Source organism: Microbacterium sp. MMO-56 (assembly GCF_037146215.1).
Lineage (GTDB): Bacteria > Actinomycetota > Actinomycetes > Actinomycetales > Microbacteriaceae > Microbacterium.
Genome location: NZ_JBBCVW010000006.1, coordinates 72,481 through 92,359, shown reverse-complemented (window position 1 = coordinate 92,359; position 19,879 = coordinate 72,481). Strand labels below are relative to the sequence as shown.

General features: G+C 72.0%; 20 protein-coding genes. 10 read left to right on the top strand and 10 right to left on the bottom strand.

Going from position 1 to position 19,879, the window contains the following annotated elements:
• Positions 1-21: 21 nt before the first annotated feature.
• A complete protein-coding gene (locus WFI00_RS07470; RefSeq protein ID WP_336632006.1) occupies positions 22-603 on the top strand; it encodes an SRPBCC family protein in 582 nt (193 codons plus the stop codon).
• Positions 600-2,045: a phytoene desaturase family protein gene (locus tag WFI00_RS07465; RefSeq protein WP_336632007.1), complete on the top strand. Its 1,446-nt coding sequence runs from the start codon at positions 600-602 to the stop codon at positions 2,043-2,045. Before WFI00_RS07470 ends, WFI00_RS07465 begins: the two co-directional genes overlap by 4 nt.
• 176 nt (positions 2,046-2,221) lie before the next feature.
• Here WFI00_RS07465 and mnhG read toward each other — a convergent pair whose 3' ends face one another.
• The 7 genes from mnhG to WFI00_RS07430 are packed head-to-tail and all read right to left on the bottom strand — an operon-like array spanning position 2,222 to position 9,554.
• Complete coding sequence (gene mnhG / locus WFI00_RS07460; protein ID WP_336632008.1) at positions 2,222-2,578, bottom strand: monovalent cation/H(+) antiporter subunit G; 357 nt, start codon at positions 2,576-2,578, stop codon at positions 2,222-2,224.
• Entirely contained in the window at positions 2,575-2,844 is a 270-nt protein-coding gene (locus tag WFI00_RS07455; RefSeq protein WP_336632009.1) for a monovalent cation/H+ antiporter complex subunit F, read from the bottom strand. The genes mnhG and WFI00_RS07455 overlap by 4 nt, the downstream gene beginning before the upstream one ends.
• Positions 2,841-3,425 carry a Na+/H+ antiporter subunit E gene (locus WFI00_RS07450; protein WP_336632010.1) on the bottom strand — a complete coding sequence of 195 codons (585 nt, stop codon included), beginning with the start codon at positions 3,423-3,425 and terminating at the stop codon, positions 2,841-2,843. Before WFI00_RS07450 ends, WFI00_RS07455 begins: the two co-directional genes overlap by 4 nt.
• Positions 3,425-4,990, bottom strand: a complete 1,566-nt coding sequence (locus tag WFI00_RS07445) for a Na+/H+ antiporter subunit D (protein WP_336632011.1) — start codon at positions 4,988-4,990, stop codon at positions 3,425-3,427. The genes WFI00_RS07450 and WFI00_RS07445 overlap by 1 nt, the downstream gene beginning before the upstream one ends.
• Positions 4,987-5,523, bottom strand: coding sequence for a Na(+)/H(+) antiporter subunit C (locus WFI00_RS07440; protein ID WP_336632012.1), 537 nt, complete (start codon positions 5,521-5,523; stop codon positions 4,987-4,989). Before WFI00_RS07440 ends, WFI00_RS07445 begins: the two co-directional genes overlap by 4 nt.
• Complete coding sequence (locus tag WFI00_RS07435; protein ID WP_336632013.1) at positions 5,520-8,462, bottom strand: Na+/H+ antiporter subunit A; 2,943 nt, start codon at positions 8,460-8,462, stop codon at positions 5,520-5,522. Before WFI00_RS07435 ends, WFI00_RS07440 begins: the two co-directional genes overlap by 4 nt.
• Before the next feature lie 39 nt (positions 8,463-8,501).
• Entirely contained in the window at positions 8,502-9,554 is a 1,053-nt protein-coding gene (locus WFI00_RS07430; protein ID WP_336632014.1) for a LacI family DNA-binding transcriptional regulator, read from the bottom strand.
• Positions 9,555-9,612: 58 nt separating this feature from the next.
• On the opposite strand from WFI00_RS07430, the gene WFI00_RS07425 reads away from it, so the two are divergent.
• The 3 genes from WFI00_RS07425 to WFI00_RS07415 all read left to right on the top strand — a co-directional run bounded on the left by WFI00_RS07425 (position 9,613) and on the right by WFI00_RS07415 (position 12,287).
• The gene (locus WFI00_RS07425; protein WP_336632015.1) at positions 9,613-10,839 is read left to right on the top strand and encodes an MFS transporter; all 1,227 of its coding nucleotides are present in this window, start codon (positions 9,613-9,615) and stop codon (positions 10,837-10,839) included.
• A gap of 16 nt (positions 10,840-10,855) precedes the next feature.
• Positions 10,856-11,551 carry an endonuclease NucS gene (gene nucS / locus WFI00_RS07420; RefSeq protein WP_336632016.1) on the top strand — a complete coding sequence of 232 codons (696 nt, stop codon included), beginning with the start codon at positions 10,856-10,858 and terminating at the stop codon, positions 11,549-11,551.
• A gap of 61 nt (positions 11,552-11,612) precedes the next feature.
• Positions 11,613-12,287 (top strand): HAD hydrolase-like protein, encoded by a 675-nt coding sequence (locus WFI00_RS07415; protein WP_336632017.1) that lies wholly within the window; start codon positions 11,613-11,615, stop codon positions 12,285-12,287.
• Between the two features lie 102 nt (positions 12,288-12,389).
• On the opposite strand, the gene WFI00_RS07410 is transcribed toward WFI00_RS07415, so the two are convergent.
• Positions 12,390-12,596, bottom strand: coding sequence for a cold-shock protein (locus WFI00_RS07410; RefSeq protein WP_336632018.1), 207 nt, complete (start codon positions 12,594-12,596; stop codon positions 12,390-12,392).
• Positions 12,597-13,004: 408 nt separating this feature from the next.
• On the opposite strand from WFI00_RS07410, the gene WFI00_RS07405 reads away from it, so the two are divergent.
• From WFI00_RS07405 to WFI00_RS07395, 3 genes are all read left to right on the top strand, one after another.
• Positions 13,005-13,649 carry a GntR family transcriptional regulator gene (locus WFI00_RS07405; RefSeq protein WP_336632019.1) on the top strand — a complete coding sequence of 215 codons (645 nt, stop codon included), beginning with the start codon at positions 13,005-13,007 and terminating at the stop codon, positions 13,647-13,649.
• A gap of 60 nt (positions 13,650-13,709) precedes the next feature.
• Positions 13,710-14,372, top strand: a complete 663-nt coding sequence (locus WFI00_RS07400; protein WP_336632020.1) for a GntR family transcriptional regulator — start codon at positions 13,710-13,712, stop codon at positions 14,370-14,372.
• Between the two features lie 123 nt (positions 14,373-14,495).
• Complete coding sequence (locus WFI00_RS07395) at positions 14,496-15,842, top strand: MFS transporter (protein ID WP_336632021.1); 1,347 nt, start codon at positions 14,496-14,498, stop codon at positions 15,840-15,842.
• On the opposite strand, the gene WFI00_RS07390 is transcribed toward WFI00_RS07395, so the two are convergent.
• Positions 15,817-16,815 (bottom strand): AsnC family transcriptional regulator, encoded by a 999-nt coding sequence (locus tag WFI00_RS07390; protein ID WP_336632022.1) that lies wholly within the window; start codon positions 16,813-16,815, stop codon positions 15,817-15,819. The genes WFI00_RS07395 and WFI00_RS07390 overlap by 26 nt on opposite strands.
• Positions 16,816-16,902: 87 nt before the next feature.
• Between WFI00_RS07390 and WFI00_RS07385 the strand changes: the two genes are divergently transcribed.
• Entirely contained in the window at positions 16,903-18,333 is a 1,431-nt protein-coding gene (locus WFI00_RS07385; RefSeq protein WP_336632023.1) for a M28 family peptidase, read from the top strand.
• A gap of 10 nt (positions 18,334-18,343) precedes the next feature.
• Positions 18,344-19,375 (top strand): lipase family protein, encoded by a 1,032-nt coding sequence (locus WFI00_RS07380; protein WP_336632024.1) that lies wholly within the window; start codon positions 18,344-18,346, stop codon positions 19,373-19,375.
• Between the two features lie 152 nt (positions 19,376-19,527).
• On the opposite strand, the gene WFI00_RS07375 is transcribed toward WFI00_RS07380, so the two are convergent.
• Complete coding sequence (locus WFI00_RS07375) at positions 19,528-19,875, bottom strand: ATP-binding protein (RefSeq protein WP_336632025.1); 348 nt, start codon at positions 19,873-19,875, stop codon at positions 19,528-19,530.
• Between the last annotated feature and the right edge of the window lie 4 nt (positions 19,876-19,879).

Sequence of the window (19,879 nt, the reverse complement as noted above, 5' to 3'; positions counted from 1 at the left end):
GGAGGGACCCGGAGGTTTCCCATGGCGACGGCCACCACCCGACTGTTCGACTGCTCCCCCGATGACGTGTTCGCCGTCCTCGGAGACGGATGGATCTATCCCACCTGGGTCGTCGGCGCCGCCCGGATGCGCGACGTCGACCCCGAGTGGCCCGCCGAGGGCGCGCGGCTGCACCACTCGCTCGGGCTGTGGCCCGTGCTCATCGACGACACCACGGAGGTCGTCGAGTGGACGCCCAGCCGTCGCATGCGCCTGCGGGCGAAGGCGGGCGCTGCGGGACGCGCGGTCGTCGTCATCGAGGTGCGACCCCGGGGCGACGGCTGCGTCGTGCGCGTCGGCGAGGAGCCGGTCGGAGGCCCCGCCCGGCTCCTCCCCCGGTTCCTGTGGGCTCCGCTCCTGCACGCGCGGAACGTGGAGACGCTGCGACGGCTCGCCCATCTCGCCGAGGGGCGCGCACGCGAGCGCGAGGCCGGCGTCGACCACGCCCGTCGATCCGTGCCGGACCCTGCGGAGGGTCGGCCCCGGCCCGACGCCGCAGCCGATGCCGCAGAGGCGACCGACGCGACGCGCGCCGCCGCCGGCTCCGCCGCGGAGGGGGTGTGACCGACGTCGAGGTCGTGGGGTCGGGCCCGAACGGCCTGGCCGCGGCCGTGACCCTCGCCCGGGCGGGCCTGTCCGTGCGCGTGTACGAGCGGATGTCGGGCTGGGGCGGCGGTGCGGCGACGCGCGAGGACGTGGCGGCCGGATTCCACCACGACACCTGCTCGGCGGTGCATCCGCTGGCCGTCGCGTCGCCCTTCTTCCGGGCCTTCGGCCTCGCGCGCCGCGTCGAGTTCCTGACGCCGGAGATCTCCTTCGCCCACCCCCTCCCGGCCTCCGCGGGCGGCTCGGGCATCGCCTATCGCGACCTCGACCGCACCGTCGCCGAGCTCGGACGCGACGGCGGCGCCTACCGACGCCTGCTCGAGCCGCTCGCCGATCGGGCCCGCGAGATCGCGCGCGTCACCGGATCGTCCCTGCTGCGGGTGCCGCCGCATCCGATCGTCACCGCCCGCTTCGGCGTCCGCGCCCTGTGGCAGGGCGGCCCGGCGTGGAACGCGGGCTTCTCGGGCGAGGTCGCCCCGGCGATGATCACCGGCGTCGCGGCCCACGCCATCTCGCCCCAGCCGGGCCTCATCGGCGCCGCGGCGGGGCTCGCGCTGCAGGCCCACGCGCACGCCGGCGGCTGGCCGATCCCCCGCGGAGGGTCGCAGGCGATCTCCGATGCGCTCGCGGCCGATCTGCGCGCGCACGGCGGCGAGATCGTCACCGACCACGAGGTCTCGTCCCTGGGGGAGCTGACGGCTCGCGTGCTGATCCTCGATGTGACCCCCCGGGCGCTCATCCGGCTCGCGGGAGCGCGGATGCCCGACGGCTACCGGCATCGATTGGAGAGGTTCCGCTACGGCAGCGGCGCGGCCAAGGTGCAGTTCGCCCTGTCGGGCCCGGTCCCGTGGTCCGACGAGAGGCTGGCCCGCGCGGGCACGGTCCACATCGGCGGCACCCGCGCCCGGATCGCGGCGGGCGAGCGCGACGTCCTCGCGGGGCGGCACACGGCATCCCCCTACGTCCTCGTCTCGCAGCCCTCGGTGCTCGACCCGACGCGCGCGCCCGACGGCGGCCATGCCCTGTGGACCTACACCCACGTGCCGACGGGGTCGACGCTCGACCAGACGGAGATCGTCACCCGGACGATCGAGGAGCTCGCCCCGGGCTTCCGCGATCTGATCGTCGCCTCGCGCGGCACGACCGCCGCCCAGCTCGCCGAGCAGAACCCGAACTACGTCGACGGGGACATCGCCGCGGGAGCCGCGACGCTGCGGCAGCTCGTGGCGCGCCCCGTGCTGAGCCTCGATCCCTGGCGTACGCCGATGCCGGGCGTCTATCTCACCGGCGCGTCGACGGTCCCCGGACCGGGCGTGCACGGCCAGTCGGGGTGGTTCGCCGCGCGCAGCGCCCTGCGCCACGAGTTCGGCATCCGCCGCACACCCTCGCTCGCTCCCTAGTCCTCCGCCCGCCCGCTCGCCGCCCGCTCGCCCGCCCGCTCGCCGGCGACGAACTCCGCAGATCCGCACGTACTCCGCACCCCTCCCCGGCATCGGGTGCGGAGTACGTCACATCCTGCGGAGTTGCGGCGCGGATGCGGGCGGATGCGGGCGGACGGACGCGCCGGGGGGCGGGCTCAGCCGCCGGCGGCGGGCGGGGTCGCGCGGTCGGCGGCGAGCTCGTCGACATACAGGGAGCGCTCGTCGATCGTGCCGTTGCGGTACGCCTGGCGGCCGACCATATGCGCCGACAGCGGCGCGGTGGCGAGCTGGACCATGACCACCGGCACCAGGAAGGCGATGACGGGCCACGACCGCAGCGACAGGGCGATCGCCGCGCAGATGAGGAGCAGGCCGAGCACCTGGGGCTTGGTCGCGGCGTGCAGCCGCGTGGGGACGTCGTGGAAGCGCATGAGCCCGATCGCGGCCGTGATGCACAGCAGCCCGCCGATCAGCACGAGCAGCAGCGCGACGGTGTCGAGGATCTCGTTCATCGGTCCGTGTTGTCCCTTCGCGCGACGAAGCGGGCGATCGCGATGGAGCCGAAGACGCCGACGGCCGCGATGATCAGGAGCGCCGGGAGGCTCCGGGTGTGGTGGTGGATGACCATGTCCGCGCCGAGGACGCACATGACCAGCGTCAGCAGCACGTCCGAGGCGACGGCGCGGTCGAGGATGGACGGGCCCACGATGATGCGCCACAGGGTCAGGAGCCCCGCGATCGCGAAGACGACGTAGATCGCCACGATGAGCACGTTCACCGTCCTGCCCCCCCTTCGCGCGGTGTCTGCGACCCCTCGCGTCGGATCGCCTCGAGCTGCGCGCGCGAGCCGACCGCGCGGACGATCCGCGACTCCCAGCCCTGCACGGCACGTCGCTGGTTCTCCACGTCGCGCTGCGACGAGACGCCGAGCACGTGCAGATAGAGGATGCGGCGGTCGCGGTCGACGTCGACGATCAGCGAGCCCGGGATGAGCGAGGCCGTGACGCCGACGTGGGCCATGATGAGGTCGTCGTCCGTGCGCAGGGGGACGGCGATGATCGCGGTCCCCGGATAGCGCGACAGGTTGATCGTCTGCCAGGCGACCAGGAGCGACCCGCGGATCAGGGCGAGGAAGAACATCACCACGAACACGAATCCGTACCAGATGTTCACGCGGCCCGAGAGCTCGACCGGCGGCAGGCGGAAGATCCGGGTCACGAACACGGCGACCACGATGCCGGTCAGCGCCGCCAGCACCGTGAACTGCCCCCACAGCAGCATCCACAGCGCCACCAGCCAGACGAAGAAGGGCAGCTGTCGCCAGACGGCCGAGGCGAGGGAGCGGGAGGCGGGACTCATCACTGATCCGCCTCCCCGCCGAGCTGGACGAGGGTGACCGGGGTGAGCAGGGCGTCGCCGATCGTCGCGCACAGCGAGTAGAGCGGCCCCGCGAACAGCGTGAGCGCGACGGTCACCGCGACCATTCCGGCGGTCGTGGTCGTCATGATCCGCGGGATGACGCGTCGGCTGCCCTGCTCGTCGGCTGCCGGGGCGTCGCCCAGGTACATGATCCTCTCGACGACGGCCGGCTCTTCGGCGTGGTCGTCGTCCTCGCGCCAGAAGGCGAGGTTCCACGCGCGCATCAGCGTGTACAGGGTCAGCAGCGACGTGATCACGCCGCCGACGATCAGCACGTACATCAGCGGCGTGCCGACCTGTGCCGCCGCGTCGAACAGCGCGAACTTGCCGATGAAGCCCGAGAACGGCGGGATGCCGCCGAGGTTGATCGCCGGGAGGAAGTACAGCACCGCGATCACCGGCGCCGCGCGCATCAGGCCCTTGACCTTGAGGATCGACGTCGAGCCGGCGCGTCGCTCGATGAGCCCGACGGCGAGGAACAGCGTGGTCTGCACGATGATGTGGTGGACCATGTAGTAGATCGTCGCGCCGAGGGCGAGAGGCGTCGCGATCGCGAGCCCGAACACGAGGTAGCCGACATGGCTGACGAGCGTGAACGACAGGATGCGTTTCAGCTCGGCTTGGGCGAGGGCGCCGAGCACGCCCACGATCATCGTCGCGAGCGCCACGATCAGCAGCAGCGTGTTCACGTCGTTGTCGCGGAAGATCTGCGTCTCTGTGCGGATCATCGCGTACACGCCGACCTTCGTCAGCAGCCCCGCGAACACCGCCGTGACCGGGGCCGGCGCGGTCGGATAGGAGTCCGGCAGCCAGAACGAGAGCGGGAAGACGGCCGCCTTGATGCTGAAGGCGAGGAGCAGCATGAGGTGCAGCACGAGCTGCGTCGAGTCCGGCAGCTCACCCATCCGCTCGGCGAGCTGCGCGATGTTGACGGTGCCCAGCGCCCCGTAGATCGCGGCGATCGCCGCGAGGAACAGGATCGAGGAGACGAGCGAGACGACGATGTAGACGACGCCGGTGCGGATGCGCGACTCGGTCGAGCCGAGCGTGATCAGCACGTACGACGCGACGAGCAGGATCTCGAACCCGACGTAGAGGTTGAACAGGTCGCCCGCGATGAAGGCGTTGAAGATGCCCGCCGCGAGGATCAGGTACGACGGGTGGAAGATCGTGACCGGGGTGTCGTCGTCGCCGTCGGCCGCGCCCTGACCCACGGAGAAGAGCAGCACCGCCAGCAGGACAATGCTGGAGACCACCACGAGCAGGGCGGCGAGACGGTCGACGTAGAGGACGATGCCGAACGGGATCGGCCATCCGCCCACCGACACCGCGATCGCCTGATCGGAGGAGTCGACCGCGTACAGCAGCACGGCGGCGATGGCGAGCACCAGGGTGAGCGTGACGATCGAGACCCCGACCTGCACGCGACGCTGACGTCCGAAGACGAGCGCGATGCCGGCGCCGAGCAGCGGCAGGGTGACCAGCAGGGGGACGAGCGCACTCATCGGCGACCACCGCCGTCGGAGTCGCGGCGATCCGTCGGGGCGTCGTCGCGGATGCCCTCGAGGTCGCGGTGGTGCAGCACGGTGATCGGCGCCGTCTCGGTGCCGATGAAGTCCGTGGTCGCGTCGTCGTCGTCGTCTTCGATCGAGGTCTCCTCGTCCATCTGCTCCTCGTCGGCCGAGGGGCGGTCGCGCAGGGCGATGTCCTCTTCGTCGTCCTGCACGGTGTCGGCCTGGCCGAGCTGCCACGACCGGTAGATCAGCGCGAGGAGGAACGCGGACACCGCGAAGGTGATGACGATGGCTGTGAGGGTGAGGGCCTGCGGGAGGGGATCGCTCATCTCGTCCGGCTCGGCGGCGCCGAAGAACGGCGCCGCACCGGGGCGTCCCATCACGATCAGCAGGAAGAGGTTCGCCGCGTTGCCGAGCAGCAGGAACCCGATCAGCACGCGGGTCAGGCTGCGCTCGAGCATGGCGTACACACCGGCCGCGAACAGGGCCCCCATCACGATGACGAGGACGAGGGAGACGGTCATCGCAGCACCCCCTGCGCCTCGCGCAGCGCCTGGGCCTGACGGTCGACCTCGCCCCCCAGAGAGCGGAGGACGTCGAGGACGAGGCCGATGACGACGAGGTAGACACCGATGTCGAACAGGGTGGAGGTCACGAACTCGACGTGTCCGATGACCGGCAGCTCGGCCTCCCAGAACCAGCTCGTGAGCGGAGCCGCGCCGAACAGCAGCGGGACGACGGCGCACGCGACGGCGAGGGTCATGCCGGCGCCGAGGAGGCGTCCGGCGTCCGTCGGCGCCGCGGCGCCGAGCTCGTAGCGACCGCCCGCGACGTAGCGCATGACGAGTGCCATGCCCGCGACCAGGCCGCCCGCGAATCCGCCGCCGGGCAGGCTGTGGCCCGCGAACAGGAGGTAGATCGACACGACGATGATCGTGTGGAAGAGGATCCGGACGACCACCTCGAGCATGATCGAGCGGTTCTCCGGCCGCACCCGCTGGCCGCCGACGAGCCACGCCTGCCGGGTGCTGCGCGATCCGCTCGTGCGGGGCTGCGGGCCCTCGTCGGTCTCGATCAGAGGACGACGGGTGCGGGTCGCGCCCGTCGGCAGTGCGGAGATGGTGCGCGAGGTGAGGTCGGCGCGATGGGTGACGAACACGAGGGAGGCGACGCCCGTCGCGGCGAGGATGAGGACGGAGAGCTCGCCCATCGTGTCCCACCCGCGGAGGTCGACGAGCGCGACGTTCACGACGTTCTTGCCGTGACCCAGCTCGTACGCGAGCGTCGGGAACGCGGTCGAGATCGGCTCCGCCACGCGGGCGCCCGTCGCGACGAGGGCGACGGCGGCCATGGTGACCCCGACGGCGACGGCGAGGACGGCGCGGGCGATCGGCGCCACGGAGGCGTTGTGCTCACCCATCCGGGCGGGTATCCGGCGCAGGACGAGGGCGAACGTGACGAGGGTCACCGTCTCGACGAGGATCTGCGTCAGGGCGAGGTCGGGGGCGCCGCTCGTGGCGAACAGCGCGATCATGCCGAGGCCGGTGGCCGAGACGAGCACGACGCCGGTGTAGCGCTTGCGGGCCCGCACCGCGAAGATCCCCGCGATGATCATGATCGGCGCGGCGACCAGCTGCATCGGCGTCTGCCAGCCGTCGATCGAGATCTGCCAGTCCGGGCTCGCGAGCAGTGCCGTGCCCTGCGCGGCGACGAAGACGACGAAGATCGTGCCGACATAGAAGGGCAGCGACCCGCGCTGGGTGAACGTCGTCGTCCACACCGAGACGCGCGCGATGCCGCGCAGGGTGGCGCTGTAGACGTCCGGGGCCGTGAAGGGCAGGATGCGCCGCGGGATCCTGCCGGTGCGCTGCGCGACCCAGAAGAGGGCGGCGCCGAGCGCGATGCTGCCGAGCGAGAGGAAGAGCGCCGGCTCCCACCCGTGCCAGAGGGCGAGGTGGTACGGATAGCCCTCCTCGCCGCCCGCGGCGGGAAGGGTGTCCGCGTAGCCCGAGAACGCCCGGTCCAACAGCGGCGCCGCGAAGCCGGCGACCACCGTGAGGCCGGACAGGAGGATCGGCGAGGCGAGGAATCCGATCGGCGGGTCCGGCCATACCGTCGGCGGCAGCGCCCGGCCGTCGGTGTCCTTCTTCGTCCAGAACGCCCCCCAGACGAACCGCAGGCCGTAGGCGGTGGTCAGCACCGATCCGAGCACGATGCCGATCAGCGGCAGGAGCGCGCTCGGCTCGGTGCCGCCCTCGAGCAGCGAGGTGAGTGCCGCCTCCTTGGCGACGAAGCCGACGGTCGGTGCGAGTCCCACCATCGAGGCGATCGCGATGATCGAGAAGACGGCGAGGGTGGGCGCCTGCCGGCCGACCCCGGACAGCTCCCCGATGTCGCGCGTCGACAGCTGCCGGTCGATGACGCCGACGACCAGGAACAGCGAGGACTTGAACAGCGCGTGCCCGATCAGCAGCGCGAGACCCGCGAGGGCGGAGTTGCGCTCCCCGTAGCCGAGGACGACGGTCAGCATGCCGAGCTGGCTCACCGTGCCGAAGGCCAGGATGCGCTTGAGGTCGGACTCGCGCAGCGCCTGCAGCCCGCCCAGCAGCATCGTGAACAGGCCGAGTCCGATCACCATCGGGCGCCAGGGCTCGCTGTGCGCGAAGGCCGGGGCCAGGCGCGCGATCAGGTAGATCCCCGCCTTCACCATCGCGGCGGCGTGGAGGTAGGCGCTGACCGGGGTCGGTGCGGCCATCGCACCGGGCAGCCAGAAGTGGAACGGGAAGATCGCGGATTTGCTCAGCGCCCCCACCAGCAGCAGCACGATCGCGGTGTTGATGAGCGGGTCGTGGGCGAGCGCCGACGCCTGGGCGCCGTACTCGGCGATGATCGTCGAGATGCTGTTCGTCCCGGCGTGGACCACGAGGATCACCGCGCCGACGAACATCGCGAGGCCGCCGAGGGTCGTCACCAGTAGCGCCTGCAGAGCGGAGCGTCGGCTCGCGCCGCGCGCGTGATAGAAGCCGATGAGCAGGTACGACAGGATGCTCGTGATCTCCCAGAACATCACGAGGATGATCAGGTCGTCGGTCAGCACGAGGCCGTACATGGCGCCCGCGAAGGCGAGGAGCGTCGCGCTGAACAGCCCCACGCCGTTCTTCTTGCCGTCGAAGTACCAGCGGCAGTAGATCATGACGAGCGCACCCACGCCGGTGACGATCAGCGACATCAGCCAGCCGAGCGTGTCCATGCGCATCGAGAGGTCGAGACCCAGCTGCGGGATCCAGACGACCGACTCCGTCGGCACCTCCCCGGCGAGGACGCGGGGTGTCGCGAGAGCCGCCTGGACGAAGGCCACGACGGGCACGATCGCGGCGACGAAGAACGCGCGAGGGCCGAGACGGCTCACGAGCCACGGCAGCGCCAGCGGTACGACCGCGAACGCAGCCAGGAGCACGAGCAATCTGGCCTCCTGACGGGTTCCGGGGGTCGGACTCCCAGTCTACCGGCGCGAAAGGGGGGGTCCGGTCGTATCCCCGATCCGGAATGTGCACGACAGCAGGACGGATGCCGGGGTGCGACCGTCGAGCATGGCCGCGACGGCCGCACCCGCGGCGCGGCCCTTGTCGGTCGCCGACTGGACGAGCGTCGTCAGCTCGTAGGGCGCGAGGCCGTCGACGGGTACGCCGTCGAAGCCGGTCACGCTGACGTCGCCGGGCACGGCGAGCCCCGCCTCCTCGGCGGCGCGGATGACGCCGGCGGCGAGCAGGTCGCTCTGGGCGATGACCGCGGTCGGTCTGCGGTGCGGGTCGGCGAACAGGACGCGACCGGCGGCGAGTCCCTCGTCGATCGAGCTGCCGGCGGTGGCCAGGGCCGGGGCGGTCGGGAACACGTCGCGCGCCCCCTCGAGGCGCTCACGCGTGACGTCGATCGTGATGTCGACGTCCGCGTCGAGCCATCCGCCCCCGACCTCGAAGCTCGGCCGGAGCGTCACGATCGCGACGTCCGTGTGGCCGAGGTCGCGCAGGTAGGCGGCCGCGGTGCGCTGGGCGTCGCGGTTGTCGAGCAGGATCCGCGGCACGCCCGGTCCCGCGTCCCCCTCGATGACGACGATCGGCAGACCTCGGCTGTGCGCGGCGTCGAGCGAGTGCCGCAGCGGGAGGTCGCAGCCGATCAGGACGGCGGCGTCCAACGGCGCGGTGAGCAGGGTGGGCGCGTTCTCGACGTCCGTCCCGGTGCGCAGGAGCAGCAGTCCGGCACCGAACGGGGCGACCTCCTCGGCGAGGCCGTCCATCATGAGCCGCTGGACCGGGTCGAGGAAGAGGTGGTTCATGCTCGACCCGACGACCACGCCGACGATGCCGCTGCGCCCGAGCCGCAGCGAGGCGGCACGGGGATCGGGTCCGATGTAGCCGAGATTCGCGGCCGCGGCGAGCACACGGCGACGCGTGGCATCAGACACCGGCGTCTTGCCGCTGAAGACGACCGACGCCGTCGACGGCGAGACGTCCGCCTCGCGGGCGACGTCGGAGATGGTGGCGCGTCGGATCGTCACCGGACGAAGTCTACGCGCGCGTGTCCAGCACGTCGAATCGATTCGGTAGGCTGTTCCGGTGAGCACCGCACCCCTCCTCGACCGCCGCCGTCTCGTCCACTGGCGCACGGCGATCTTCGCCTTCTTCCTGCTGTGCGGGCTCACCTTCGCCTCCTGGGCGTCCCGACTTCCCGCCGTGAAGGCGAATCTCGGGATCGACGACTTCGAGGTGGGCATGCTGCTGCTGGCGATGGGGGCGGGCTCGCTGATCGGCGTCATGTCCGCGAACGTCATCGTCGTGCGGTGGGGAGCCCGCCGCGGCCTCTCGGTCACGATCGTCGGCATCGCGATCGGATTCCTCGTCACCGCGCTGGGCGTGGACACGGTCGGCTCCTACGCCCTCGCGGCCGGCGGCCTCGCCTTCGCGGGATTCTCGTTCGGGGCGACCGACGTGATGATGAACGTGGAGGCGGCGTCCGTCGAGCAGGCCTTCGGCCGCACCCTCATGCCCCTGTTCCACGCGTTCTTCAGCCTCGGCACCGTCGCCGGCGCCGGCGTGGGGATCGTCATGGCCGCGTGGGGCGTGAGCGTCGCCTGGCACATCGGCACCGTCGCCGTGGTGTGGTTCGCGATCACGAGCGTCGCACTGCGCTTCGTCCCCCGCCACGAGAGCGCCGCGGCCACGGGCGAGCCCGCGCCGCGGCGCGAGCGCATCGCCGCCGCCCTCGCGGTCTGGCGCGACCCCCGCACCTACGCGATCGGAGCGATCGTGCTGGGCATGGCGTTCGCCGAGGGCAGCGCCAACGACTGGCTGACGATCGCCGTCGTCGACGGACACAGCGAGAGCGAGGCGACCGGGGCGATCTTCCTGACGGTGTTCTCCGTGTCGATGACGGTCTTCCGCGCCGTCGGCGGCCCGATCGTCGACCGCATCGGTCGGGTCTGGACGCTGCGCGCGCTCGCCATCGCCGCCGGCGTCGGGCTCGCGGTCTTCATCCTGGCGCCGAACCTGCCGGTGGCCTTCGTGGGTGTCGCCCTGTGGGGTGCGGGCGCGTCGCTCGGGTTCCCCCTCGGCATGTCGGCAGCCGCGGACGATCCGGCGAAGGCTGCGGCATCCGTGTCGGCCGCCGCCACCATCGGCTACGTGGCGTTCCTGTGCGGACCCCCGGTGCTCGGATGGATCAGCCATCAGATCGGGATCCTGCCGACTCTCTGGATCATCGTCGCCCTCATCGCGATGAGCGGATTCGCATCGGGCGCCGCGCGTCCGATCGCCGGGTCCACCGTCGGCGCCGGCCACCACTGACGGGTACCGTAGTCGGGTGCGCCTCGTCATCGCCCGCTGCTCGGTCGACTACACCGGGCGCCTGAACGCCCATCTCCCGCTCGCCACGCGCCTGCTCGTGCACAAGGGGGACGGGTCGCTGCTCGTGCATTCCGACGGCGGCTCCTACAAGCCGCTGAACTGGATGAGTCCGCCCTGCCGGCTCGAGGTCGAGACCCCCGACGAGGAATCCGCCTCCGCCGGCGTCATCGAGCACTGGCGCGTCACGCACGCCAAGACGGGGGATGCCCTGCTCGTGCGCATCTACGAGGTGCTGCACGACTCGTCGCACGAGCTCGGGATCGACCCCGGTCTGCAGAAGGACGGCGTCGAGGCCGATCTGCAGCGGCTGCTCGCCGAGCAGGTCGACGTGATCGGCGACGGGCTCACGCTCGTGCGCCGAGAGTTCCCGACGGCGATCGGCCCGGTCGACCTCCTGCTGCGCAACCCCGCCGGCGGCACCATCGCCGTCGAGGTGAAGCGTCGCGGCGACATCGACGGCGTGGAGCAGCTCACGCGCTACCTGGACCTGCTCAACCGCGACCCCCACCTCGCTCCCGTCGCGGGGGTGTTCGCCGCCCAGGAGATCAAGCCGCAGGCCAAGACGCTCGCCGGCGACCGCGGCATCCGGTGCGTCACGCTCGACTACGAGGGCATGAAGGGCATCGAGTCCGGCGCCCCGCGCCTGTTCTGACCCTTGCCCGGGCGGTCTCGCGTCGACGGGGGAGCGTCGACGGCGTCGGTAAGCTGAGAGCATGTCGCTTCGCTCGCCGTGGACCTGTGTGCTCTGGGACGTCGACGGCACGGTGGTGGATGCCTCCGACGGCATCCTGCGACGGCTGACGATCGCATTGGAGCACTTCGGTCGGCCGGCCCCGACCCGCGCGGAGCTCGTCCACTGGATCGGGCCGCCGATGTTCGAGTCGTTCCAGACCAACGTGGGCATGACACCGGACGAGGCGACCGAAGCGGTCGCCTACTATCGCCGGATCGGCAAGGCCGACGGATACGCGACCGGCGCCCGTCTCTATCCGGGCATCGCCGAGGTGATCGCCGAGGTGGCCGCGGCCGGCATCCCGCAGGCGACGGCGAGCTCGAAGCCCGAGAACCAGGTGGCCGCCCTCGTCGAGTACTTCGACCTCTCGCCCTACCTCCAGGCGGTCGTCGGATCGACCCCGGACGAGAAGACCCTGGCCTCGAAGGCGGACATCGTCGCCGAGGCGCTTCGGCGACTCTCGGCCGCCGGGGCGGACATCAGCCGGCCGGTCCTCATCGGCGACCGCCACCACGACGTCGACGGCGGGGCCGCGCGGGGCGTCCCCGTGATCTTCGTGAGCTGGGGCTTCAGCTGGCCGCACGAGTCCGAAGGAGCGGCGGCGGTCGTCGACACGGCCGACCAGCTGCGCGCGCTCCTGCTCATCGACGACTGACCCGACGACGGCGCACGACGAACGGCCGTGGTCGCGCACGACGCGCGCACGCGACCACGGCGCACAAAGCAACGGCCCGCTCGAAGCGGGCCGTGTGCCGGATCAGATGGGCCGGATGTTCTCCGCCTGCAGACCCTTGGGGCCCTGGGCGATCTCGAACTCGACGCGCTGGTTCTCCTCGAGCGAACGGTAGCCGTTCGACTGGATGGCGGAGTAGTGGGCGAAGACGTCAGCGCCGCCCTCATCGGGAGCGATGAACCCGAAACCCTTCTCCGAGTTGAACCACTTGACGGTACCGCTGGTGCTCATGAACTGCCTTACTCGACGTGCGACGACGGCGCGACTGCGCCGACACCGACCAACCTAGCCGCGTGCTCCGACGCGCACGACATCCTTTCGGTGAAGGTGACATAAACGTTGCAACAATCGCAGGGTCTTTCCCCAACCATTCGACGCCCGGGCGTTCCGCACTCGGCGGTCGCCCGGGCGTCGACGGATCCCCCCGGATATGCCACGCTCGGCGCGGCACACTCACTGTACTGTCCCGTCGATTCCCCCGACGGCGCCCTGTGGAGAAGAAGTCGCGATGGCGTTCTGCGCGGTCCGGCCGCGTCGTCCGCGGACCGCCGACCCTCGATACGAGTCGACGATCGCGCCCGCCGGACTCGTCACGACCCCCGGTGACCCGGCGCGACTCCGGACGTACAATCGGGGTCGATGATGACGGCCTCCCTCGCTCCCATCGAGCTCGCTCCGGGCATGATCCTGGGCGACGAGGTCTACGCGCGCATCGGGGCCGCCATCCTGGACGGCACCTTCCCCTCGGGGTTCCGGCTGCGCGACGTCGAGCTCGCCCAGCAGCTGGGCGTCTCCCGCACACCGGTGCGTGAGGCTCTGCAGCGCCTCGAACGGTTCGGACTCGTGGAGATCGCGGTCGGGCGTTACACGCGCGTCTCCGTCCCCGATGTCGCACTCCGTCGCGACACCGCCGAGTTCACGCTGTTCCTCATGGGCAACGCCCTGCACCTCGCGCTGTCGCGGTGCGACGACGAGCAGCTGACTCACCTGCTCCGCCAGACGGACGTCGTCCTCGACGCCGTCAGCGAGCGCGACGGGCTGCGGGTCTTCGAGGCCACCGCCCGACTGTTCGTGGACGTCACCCTCGCGACCGACAATGCCGTGTTCATCGGCGTCGTGCGGGAGGGATCCCTGGCGATCCGGCGCAATCTCCGCAGCTGGCCGCCGTTCTTCGTGACCTCGGCGCAGAGCGGCGAGGCCTGGGAACGGATGCGCGCGTGCATCGCGGCCCGGGACGGCGACGGCGCCGAGCAGGTGCTGCGCGACCTCCTCGCCATGACCTGACCGGCCGCCGGTCGACGCGCAGTGTCGTCGGCACCCGCGGCGGCGTACGATTTCATCCAGATGAGTGACGCCCTCTCTCCCATCGATCTCGTCGCGGGCATGATCCTGAGCGACGAGGTCTACGCGCGCATCGGGGCGGCGATCGTCGACGGACGGTTCCCGCCCGGGCACCGTCTGCGCGACGTCGAGCTCGCCGGTCAGCTGGGCGTCTCCCGCACCCCGGTCCGCGAAGCTCTGCAGCGGCTCGAACGATTCGGGCTCGTGGAGATCGCCGTAGGACGGTACACACGGGTCACGGCGCCCGACGACGCTCTGAGGCGCGATACGGGCGAGTTCGCCGCCTACTTCCTGGGGAACGCCCTGAACCTGGCCCTCTCCCGCTGCGACGCCGACGAGCTCGCCGCACTCCTGGCCACCGTCGACGCCGCGCTCGCGGGGATCGACGGAGACGACGAGCCCGCGGTCTTCACGGCCGCATCCCAGCTCGGCGTCCTCGCGACGCGCGCGACCGGAAACGGCGTCTTCGTCTCGATCCTGCGGGAGAGTTCGATCGCGGTGCGCCGCAACCTGGAGGGCTGGCCGGGGATGCTCGCGAAGCCGGTGCCTCGCCGGGAGAACTGGCAGCGCCTGCGCGACGCTGTCGCCACGCGGGATGCCGCCGGGGCGGAGCGCACGATCCGGACGCTCTACGCCGTCACGCCGGGCGCGTCGCCGCGCTCGTGACGGACGGCCCGCGCGCCACGGCGATCACGGGTCCGCGACGAATTCGGCCGTCGCGGTCGACGTGGACGACGATTGCACCGAACGCGCTGATCTCTCGCGAAGGATGACCCGTACGATCCGCTCATGACGAGCCTCCGCCGCGCGACCCGAATCGGATACTCGCTGGGCGGCATCGCGTCGGGCACCTACGGTACGGTGCCGGGGCTCATCCTCATGCCGTTCCTCACCGACCTCCTCGGGGTCGAGGCCGCCGTCGCCGGACTCATCGTGTTCATCCCGAAGGCGTGGGACGTGTTCCTGAACCCGATCGCCGGCAGGATCAGCGATCGCTCGCCCCGCGCCGATCGCCGCCGCCCCTTCCTCCTGCGGGCCGGTGCTCTGCTCGCGCTCTCGTTCGCCGCCATCTTCTTCGGCCCGACCGCGCCGCCGCTGGCGGGTGCGCTGTGGGTCCTGGCGCTGTTCCTCGCCTCCGCGACCGCCTACGCCTTCTTCCAGGTGCCCTACCTCGCCCTGTCGGCCGAGATCACGGATGACTACGGCGAGCGCACCCGGCTCGTGAGCTGGCGGGTGATCGTCTTCACGCTCGCGATCCTCGTCTCGGGGGCCACGGCGCCCGCGCTGGTGGCGGCGACGGGAGGTGTGGGCGGCTACCGCATCATGGCCGGGGCCATGGCCGTCCTCGTCCTCGTCGGCACGGTCGGCGTCTGGTGGGGGACGCGGGGCGTCCCCCAGCTGCGCACCGAGCAGGCGACGGGGCGGCTGCTCGCCCAGCTCGGCGCGGTGCTGGGCGACCGCGACGCCCGTGCCCTCGTCTGCGCGTTCGTGCTGCAGGCGGTCGCGATGGGCATGGTCCTCAGCGGCGTCGTCTACCTCGCCCGCCACGTCTATCTGGACCCGTCGCTCGCGACGTACGCGTTCGTCTGCTTCGTCGCGCCCGCGATCGTGTGCACGCCGGTCTGGGCCGCCCTCGGCCGCCGTGCGGGGAAGAAGGCCGGGTTCGCGGCGGCGACGATCGTGCAGGTCATCGGCCTGACCGGCCTCCTCGTCGCGCACGCCGGCGGCGCCGCACTGATGCTCGCCGCAGCGGGTGTGGTCGGCATCGGGTATGCGGGCGGGCAGCTGTTCCCCCTCGCGATGCTCCCCGACATCGCCGCCGCCGATGCACGCCGCTCGGGATCGAACCGGATCGGGATGATCTCCGGCGTCTGGTCCGGATTCGAACTGCTCGGCTACGCGCTCGGCCCGGCGCTGCTGGGTGCCGTGATGGGCGCCGGCGGTTACCTCGCGTCGGCGGGCGGTGACACCGTGCAGACCGGTGCCGCGCAGACCGCGATCGTGCTCGGCACGTCGGTGATCCCGGCCGCGCTCAGCGCGCTCAGTCTGCTGCCGCTCGCCTTCTATCGGCTCGACGCGCGGCTGCGGCGCGAGGCGGCGAGCCCGCCGCTCACCACGCCACCGGCACGCGCCTGAGCGTCCGGCCCGCCGCATCGAGCAGGTGCCCGTTGCGCTTCCAGGTGCGCAGCACCGTCCACCGGTCGACGACCTCGACCGGTGTCGCGTCCTGCCAGGCGCGTTCGATGCGCGGAAGGACGGCCAGCGAGCGGGCGCGCACACAGACGAAGAGCGGCGCGGGGCCGACCGTGACACCGACGCGGTGCGCCTCGGGCAGGCGGGCGGCGCGCGCGGCGGCCGCCTCGACGTCGAGGGCGCGTGCCCACAGGATCGCACCGCGGCCGAGGCCGGCGCCCGCCATCGCGAGGTCGCAGCCGACGCGCACGAGCCCGGCCGCGAGCACCCGGTCGACCGCACGCCGCGCCGTCGGCTCGGAGACGCCGAGTCGCGCGGCGAGAGTCACCGTCGGAAGGCGAGGGTCCTCGTCGAGCGCTGCGGCGATGTCGTCGACGAGGTGCGATGCCGGAGGACGGCTCGGCACCCCGGTCGGTCTCGCCAGAGCCCGCTGCTGATCGCGAGAGAGCGCCTGTAGCCGCCACGTCGAGTCCTCCTCGGCGAGCGCCGCCACCACGTCCATCCGTCGCACCCGTGTGCCCAGCGCGATCAGCTGCCGGCGTCGCTCGGCGAGCGCGTCCAGGCCGCGCGACGCGGCGACGGTCACGACGAGACCGGCCGAGGTGTCGTCGAGGCCGATCGCCCAGGGGAGATCGAGCACGGCACCGCGCACCTCCGCGGCATCCGTCCCCGGCGGGGTGTCGAGCACGATGACCGCGAGATCGCTGCTCGACGCCCAGCGTTGCGGCGTGGGCCACGACGTCAGCCACGCCGCACGACGCTCGCTCAGCAGACGCCAGTGCCGGGCCACCGTCGCCGCGTCGATCCCGAGGACTCCCGCGAGGCGCGTCCACGGCACGCGCGCATCGATCTGGAGGGCGTGGACGATGGCGAGGTCGAGCTCGTCCAGGGTGGGGGCGTCGACGTCGTCGTCCATGTGACGAATACTATCCGCGGATGCATCGGATTCGACGATTCATTCGTACGATCGCGTCCCGACCGCTCGAATGCCTAATCTCGGCGCATGGTGTTGACCGAGGCCGCGATGATGACCACGATCCGGGATCTCGTCGACCTGGCCCCCCGCGCGACCGGCACGCCCGGCGGTGAGGCCGCCGCCGACTACGTCGCGGAGCGGATGTCGCGCGCGGGCCTGTCGACCGAGGTGCTGGAAGTTCCCTCCTTCCGCTGGGAGGCGCGGGAGTGCCGGCTCGAGACGGACGGGGTGGCGATCCCGTGCGCGCCGGTGCTGCACTCGGGGCTCCGCGACCACGAGCAGATCGGCGACGTCGACCACGACGTGCGGGCCCGCATCGTGGACATCGGCACGGATCGCGTTCGCCGCCACGACGTCCGCGGCGCGGTCGTCCTCTTCGACCTCACGTTCGACATGACCCTGGCGCACAGCCTGCCGCTCGCGCGTTACATCCACGACCCGGGCCGCAGGATGCTGCGCCGCGACGTCCTCGGCAGCCGCAACCCCTACGTGACCTCCCTCGCCCGCACGATGACCGAGGCCGCGGCCGCGGGCGCCGTCGCGCTCATCGGCGTCCTGCGCGACTACCCCGACTCGGCGCGGTACCACAACGAGTACTACCGCCGGACGCTGTTCTCCCTGCCGGGGGTGTGGATCACGCGCGCCGAGGGGCGGCGGCTGCGCGACGTGCTCGCGTCCCGCGGCGGCCCGTCGTCCGCCGCGCTGACGCTGCACGTGTCGCGCCGAGCGGTGACCTCGCGCTCGGTGATCGGGGTGCTCCCCGGCCGCACGAGGGATGCCGTCATGGTGCAGTCCCACCACGATTCGGTCGGCCCCGGAGCGGTGGAGGACGCGTCGGGCACCGCCGAGGTGATCGCCCTCGCCGAGTACGCCGGTGCGGAGGCCGCACGCGGGCGTCTGCGCGAGAAGACGCTCCTCTTCGTCACCTTCGACACCCACTTCACCGGGTACCAGGCCCATCAGGAGTTCGCGCGCCGCCACGTCCTGTCGCGCCGCGCCCCGTGGCGGATCGTCCTCAACGCGACGATCGAGCACATCGGGCTCCGGGCGGTCGAGGGATCCGACGGCGGCTTCCGGGCGACGGGCGACACCGAGCCGCGCGGGATCTTCGTAAACGTGAATCCTCTGTTCGCCCTGCGGATAGCCCGGGGCATCCGTCGTCACGGGCTTCCCGCCACCACCCTGCTGGACGCCACCGCGCTGGAGTTCTTCGCCGGGGGCATCCCGACCGACGCCTCGTTCACCCTCGTCGCCGGGGTCCCCACCGTGAGCCTGATCTCGGGGCCGCTCTACCTTTACGACGACGCGGACACGATCGAGCGCATCGACCGGTCGCAGCTCGTGCCCGTCGCCCGGCTCTTCCTCGACGTGATCGACGATGCCGACCGCCGCCCGGGCGGCCTGCTCGGCTTCATCCCCCGGCCCCTCCGCCTGCTGCTGCCACGGGGACGGTGGTGAGGCGCTGGTGATGCGACACGGGACCACCCGCACCGTCTCCTTCTCCGCGCCGGCGGTCGACGGATCGGTGCACCGTCAGACCGGACTGCTGCACGTGCCGCACGCACCCGCACCGCGCACGGGGTACCCGCTCGTCGCCTACGGACACATGACGACGGGCGGCGGCCCGCGCTCGGCGCCGAGCGCGGGGAACCCGGCCCATCCCGAGTGGCGGCGGATGTCCCAGGGCGACGTGCTGTGCGACGCGCTCCTCGCCCGCGGCGTGGCCGTCGTGCGGCCGGACTACGAGGGGATCGGCGGCCCGGGCATCCACCCGTATCTCGTCGGCTCCTCGCTCGCGGCGTCGGTGACGTCGATCGTCCGCGCCCGCGAGGAGTTCGACGCCGCGCTCGGCGACGACTGGGTCTCGGCCGGACACTCCGAGGGAGCCGTCGCCGCCCTGTGGGCCTCGGTGTCCGATGAGCCCGACGGCCGGTCGCGGCTGCGCGGCACGGCGGCGTTCGCGCCGGTGACGCGACTCGACCTGAGCATCCGGTGGGCCCTGCGGATGCCGATCGCCGTCCCCGCGTTCGGTGTCGTCTCGGCCCTCATCGGGCTGATGCTGCGCGGCGCGGCGGCGGTCGACGCGCGCGTCGGCGGGTTGGTCAGGGGCGACGGCCTCGGCGCGCGGGCCCGCGCGCTGTGGCCGGACCTCGATGCGCTGTGCCTCACGGAGCTCGCCGCGCCCACGTCGTGGGGCGGGTTGGCGCCCTCCTCGATCGCCAGCCCTGCCGGCGACGAACTGTACGACGCGCTCTTCGAGGTCTTCCGCCGCAACGACGTCGCCGCCCTCCGCGGACACCGGGCACCGGTCCGGATCGACGCCGCCCGCTTCGACGAGGTCGCACCGGCTCCCCTCACCCGACGGCTGCTCTCGGGCTATCGCGCCCGGGGCGTCGACCTCACGGCCCGGTGGTGGCCGACGCACCACTCGGGGACGATGCGACCGCGCTTCGCTCCGTCCGAGGCCGCCGACTGGATCACGGCGCGGTTCGCGGAGTGAGCCGCGCGCGCGGCGGCGAGGCGATCACGCGTCGAGGGTGTCGCCCAGCCAGTCGAGCACCCGCGCCGCGACCCGGCCGCGTGCGAGCGGCTCGCAGTGACCGCCGGCACCGTCGGCATCGGTGAATCGGACCGTCGTGGATACGGACGCCGTCAGCGACGCCAGCTGCGGTCGACCCAGTGCAGATCGTCGATCACGAGAAGCACGGGCTCGCCGCCGCCGAGCGCATCGATCCGGCGCATGAGGGCCTGCGAGGCGCTGAGGGCGTTCGGGCTCACGGTGCCGACATCGACCCCGAGCTGACGGAGGACCCCGAGGGCATCGTTCTGGGTGTCCTCGTACGCGGTGGCCATCAGGACGCGCTCCCGCGGGAACTCCGCCACGATGCCGCGGATCAGGTGGGTCTTGCCGAAGCCCGCGTGCCCCTCGATGTCCAGGACCGTGGGCGTTCCCTCGCGGGCGCCCTCCAGAGCGCGGTGCACACTCGCGTTGGACGGCATCGCA

What these genes read in the sequence shown, in the direction of transcription:
- WFI00_RS07470 (WP_336632006.1), top strand. Translation starts at nt 22, where the DNA reads ATGGCGACGGCCACCACCCGACTGTTCGACTGCTCCCCCGATGACGTG.
- mnhG (WP_336632008.1), bottom strand. Translation starts at nt 2,578, where the DNA reads ATGAACGAGATCCTCGACACCGTCGCGCTGCTGCTCGTGCTGATCGGC.
- WFI00_RS07450 (WP_336632010.1), bottom strand. Translation starts at nt 3,425, where the DNA reads ATGAGTCCCGCCTCCCGCTCCCTCGCCTCGGCCGTCTGGCGACAGCTG.
- WFI00_RS07445 (WP_336632011.1), bottom strand. Translation starts at nt 4,990, where the DNA reads ATGAGTGCGCTCGTCCCCCTGCTGGTCACCCTGCCGCTGCTCGGCGCC.
- WFI00_RS07440 (WP_336632012.1), bottom strand. Translation starts at nt 5,523, where the DNA reads ATGACCGTCTCCCTCGTCCTCGTCATCGTGATGGGGGCCCTGTTCGCG.
- WFI00_RS07415 (WP_336632017.1), top strand. Translation starts at nt 11,613, where the DNA reads ATGTCGCTTCGCTCGCCGTGGACCTGTGTGCTCTGGGACGTCGACGGC.
- WFI00_RS07410 (WP_336632018.1), bottom strand. Translation starts at nt 12,596, where the DNA reads ATGAGCACCAGCGGTACCGTCAAGTGGTTCAACTCGGAGAAGGGTTTC.
- WFI00_RS07405 (WP_336632019.1), top strand. Translation starts at nt 13,005, where the DNA reads ATGATGACGGCCTCCCTCGCTCCCATCGAGCTCGCTCCGGGCATGATC.
- WFI00_RS07400 (WP_336632020.1), top strand. Translation starts at nt 13,710, where the DNA reads ATGAGTGACGCCCTCTCTCCCATCGATCTCGTCGCGGGCATGATCCTG.
- WFI00_RS07395 (WP_336632021.1), top strand. Translation starts at nt 14,496, where the DNA reads ATGACGAGCCTCCGCCGCGCGACCCGAATCGGATACTCGCTGGGCGGC.
- WFI00_RS07390 (WP_336632022.1), bottom strand. Translation starts at nt 16,815, where the DNA reads ATGGACGACGACGTCGACGCCCCCACCCTGGACGAGCTCGACCTCGCC.
- WFI00_RS07385 (WP_336632023.1), top strand. Translation starts at nt 16,903, where the DNA reads ATGGTGTTGACCGAGGCCGCGATGATGACCACGATCCGGGATCTCGTC.
- WFI00_RS07380 (WP_336632024.1), top strand. Translation starts at nt 18,344, where the DNA reads ATGCGACACGGGACCACCCGCACCGTCTCCTTCTCCGCGCCGGCGGTC.
- WFI00_RS07375 (WP_336632025.1), bottom strand. Translation starts at nt 19,875, where the DNA reads ATGCCGTCCAACGCGAGTGTGCACCGCGCTCTGGAGGGCGCCCGCGAG.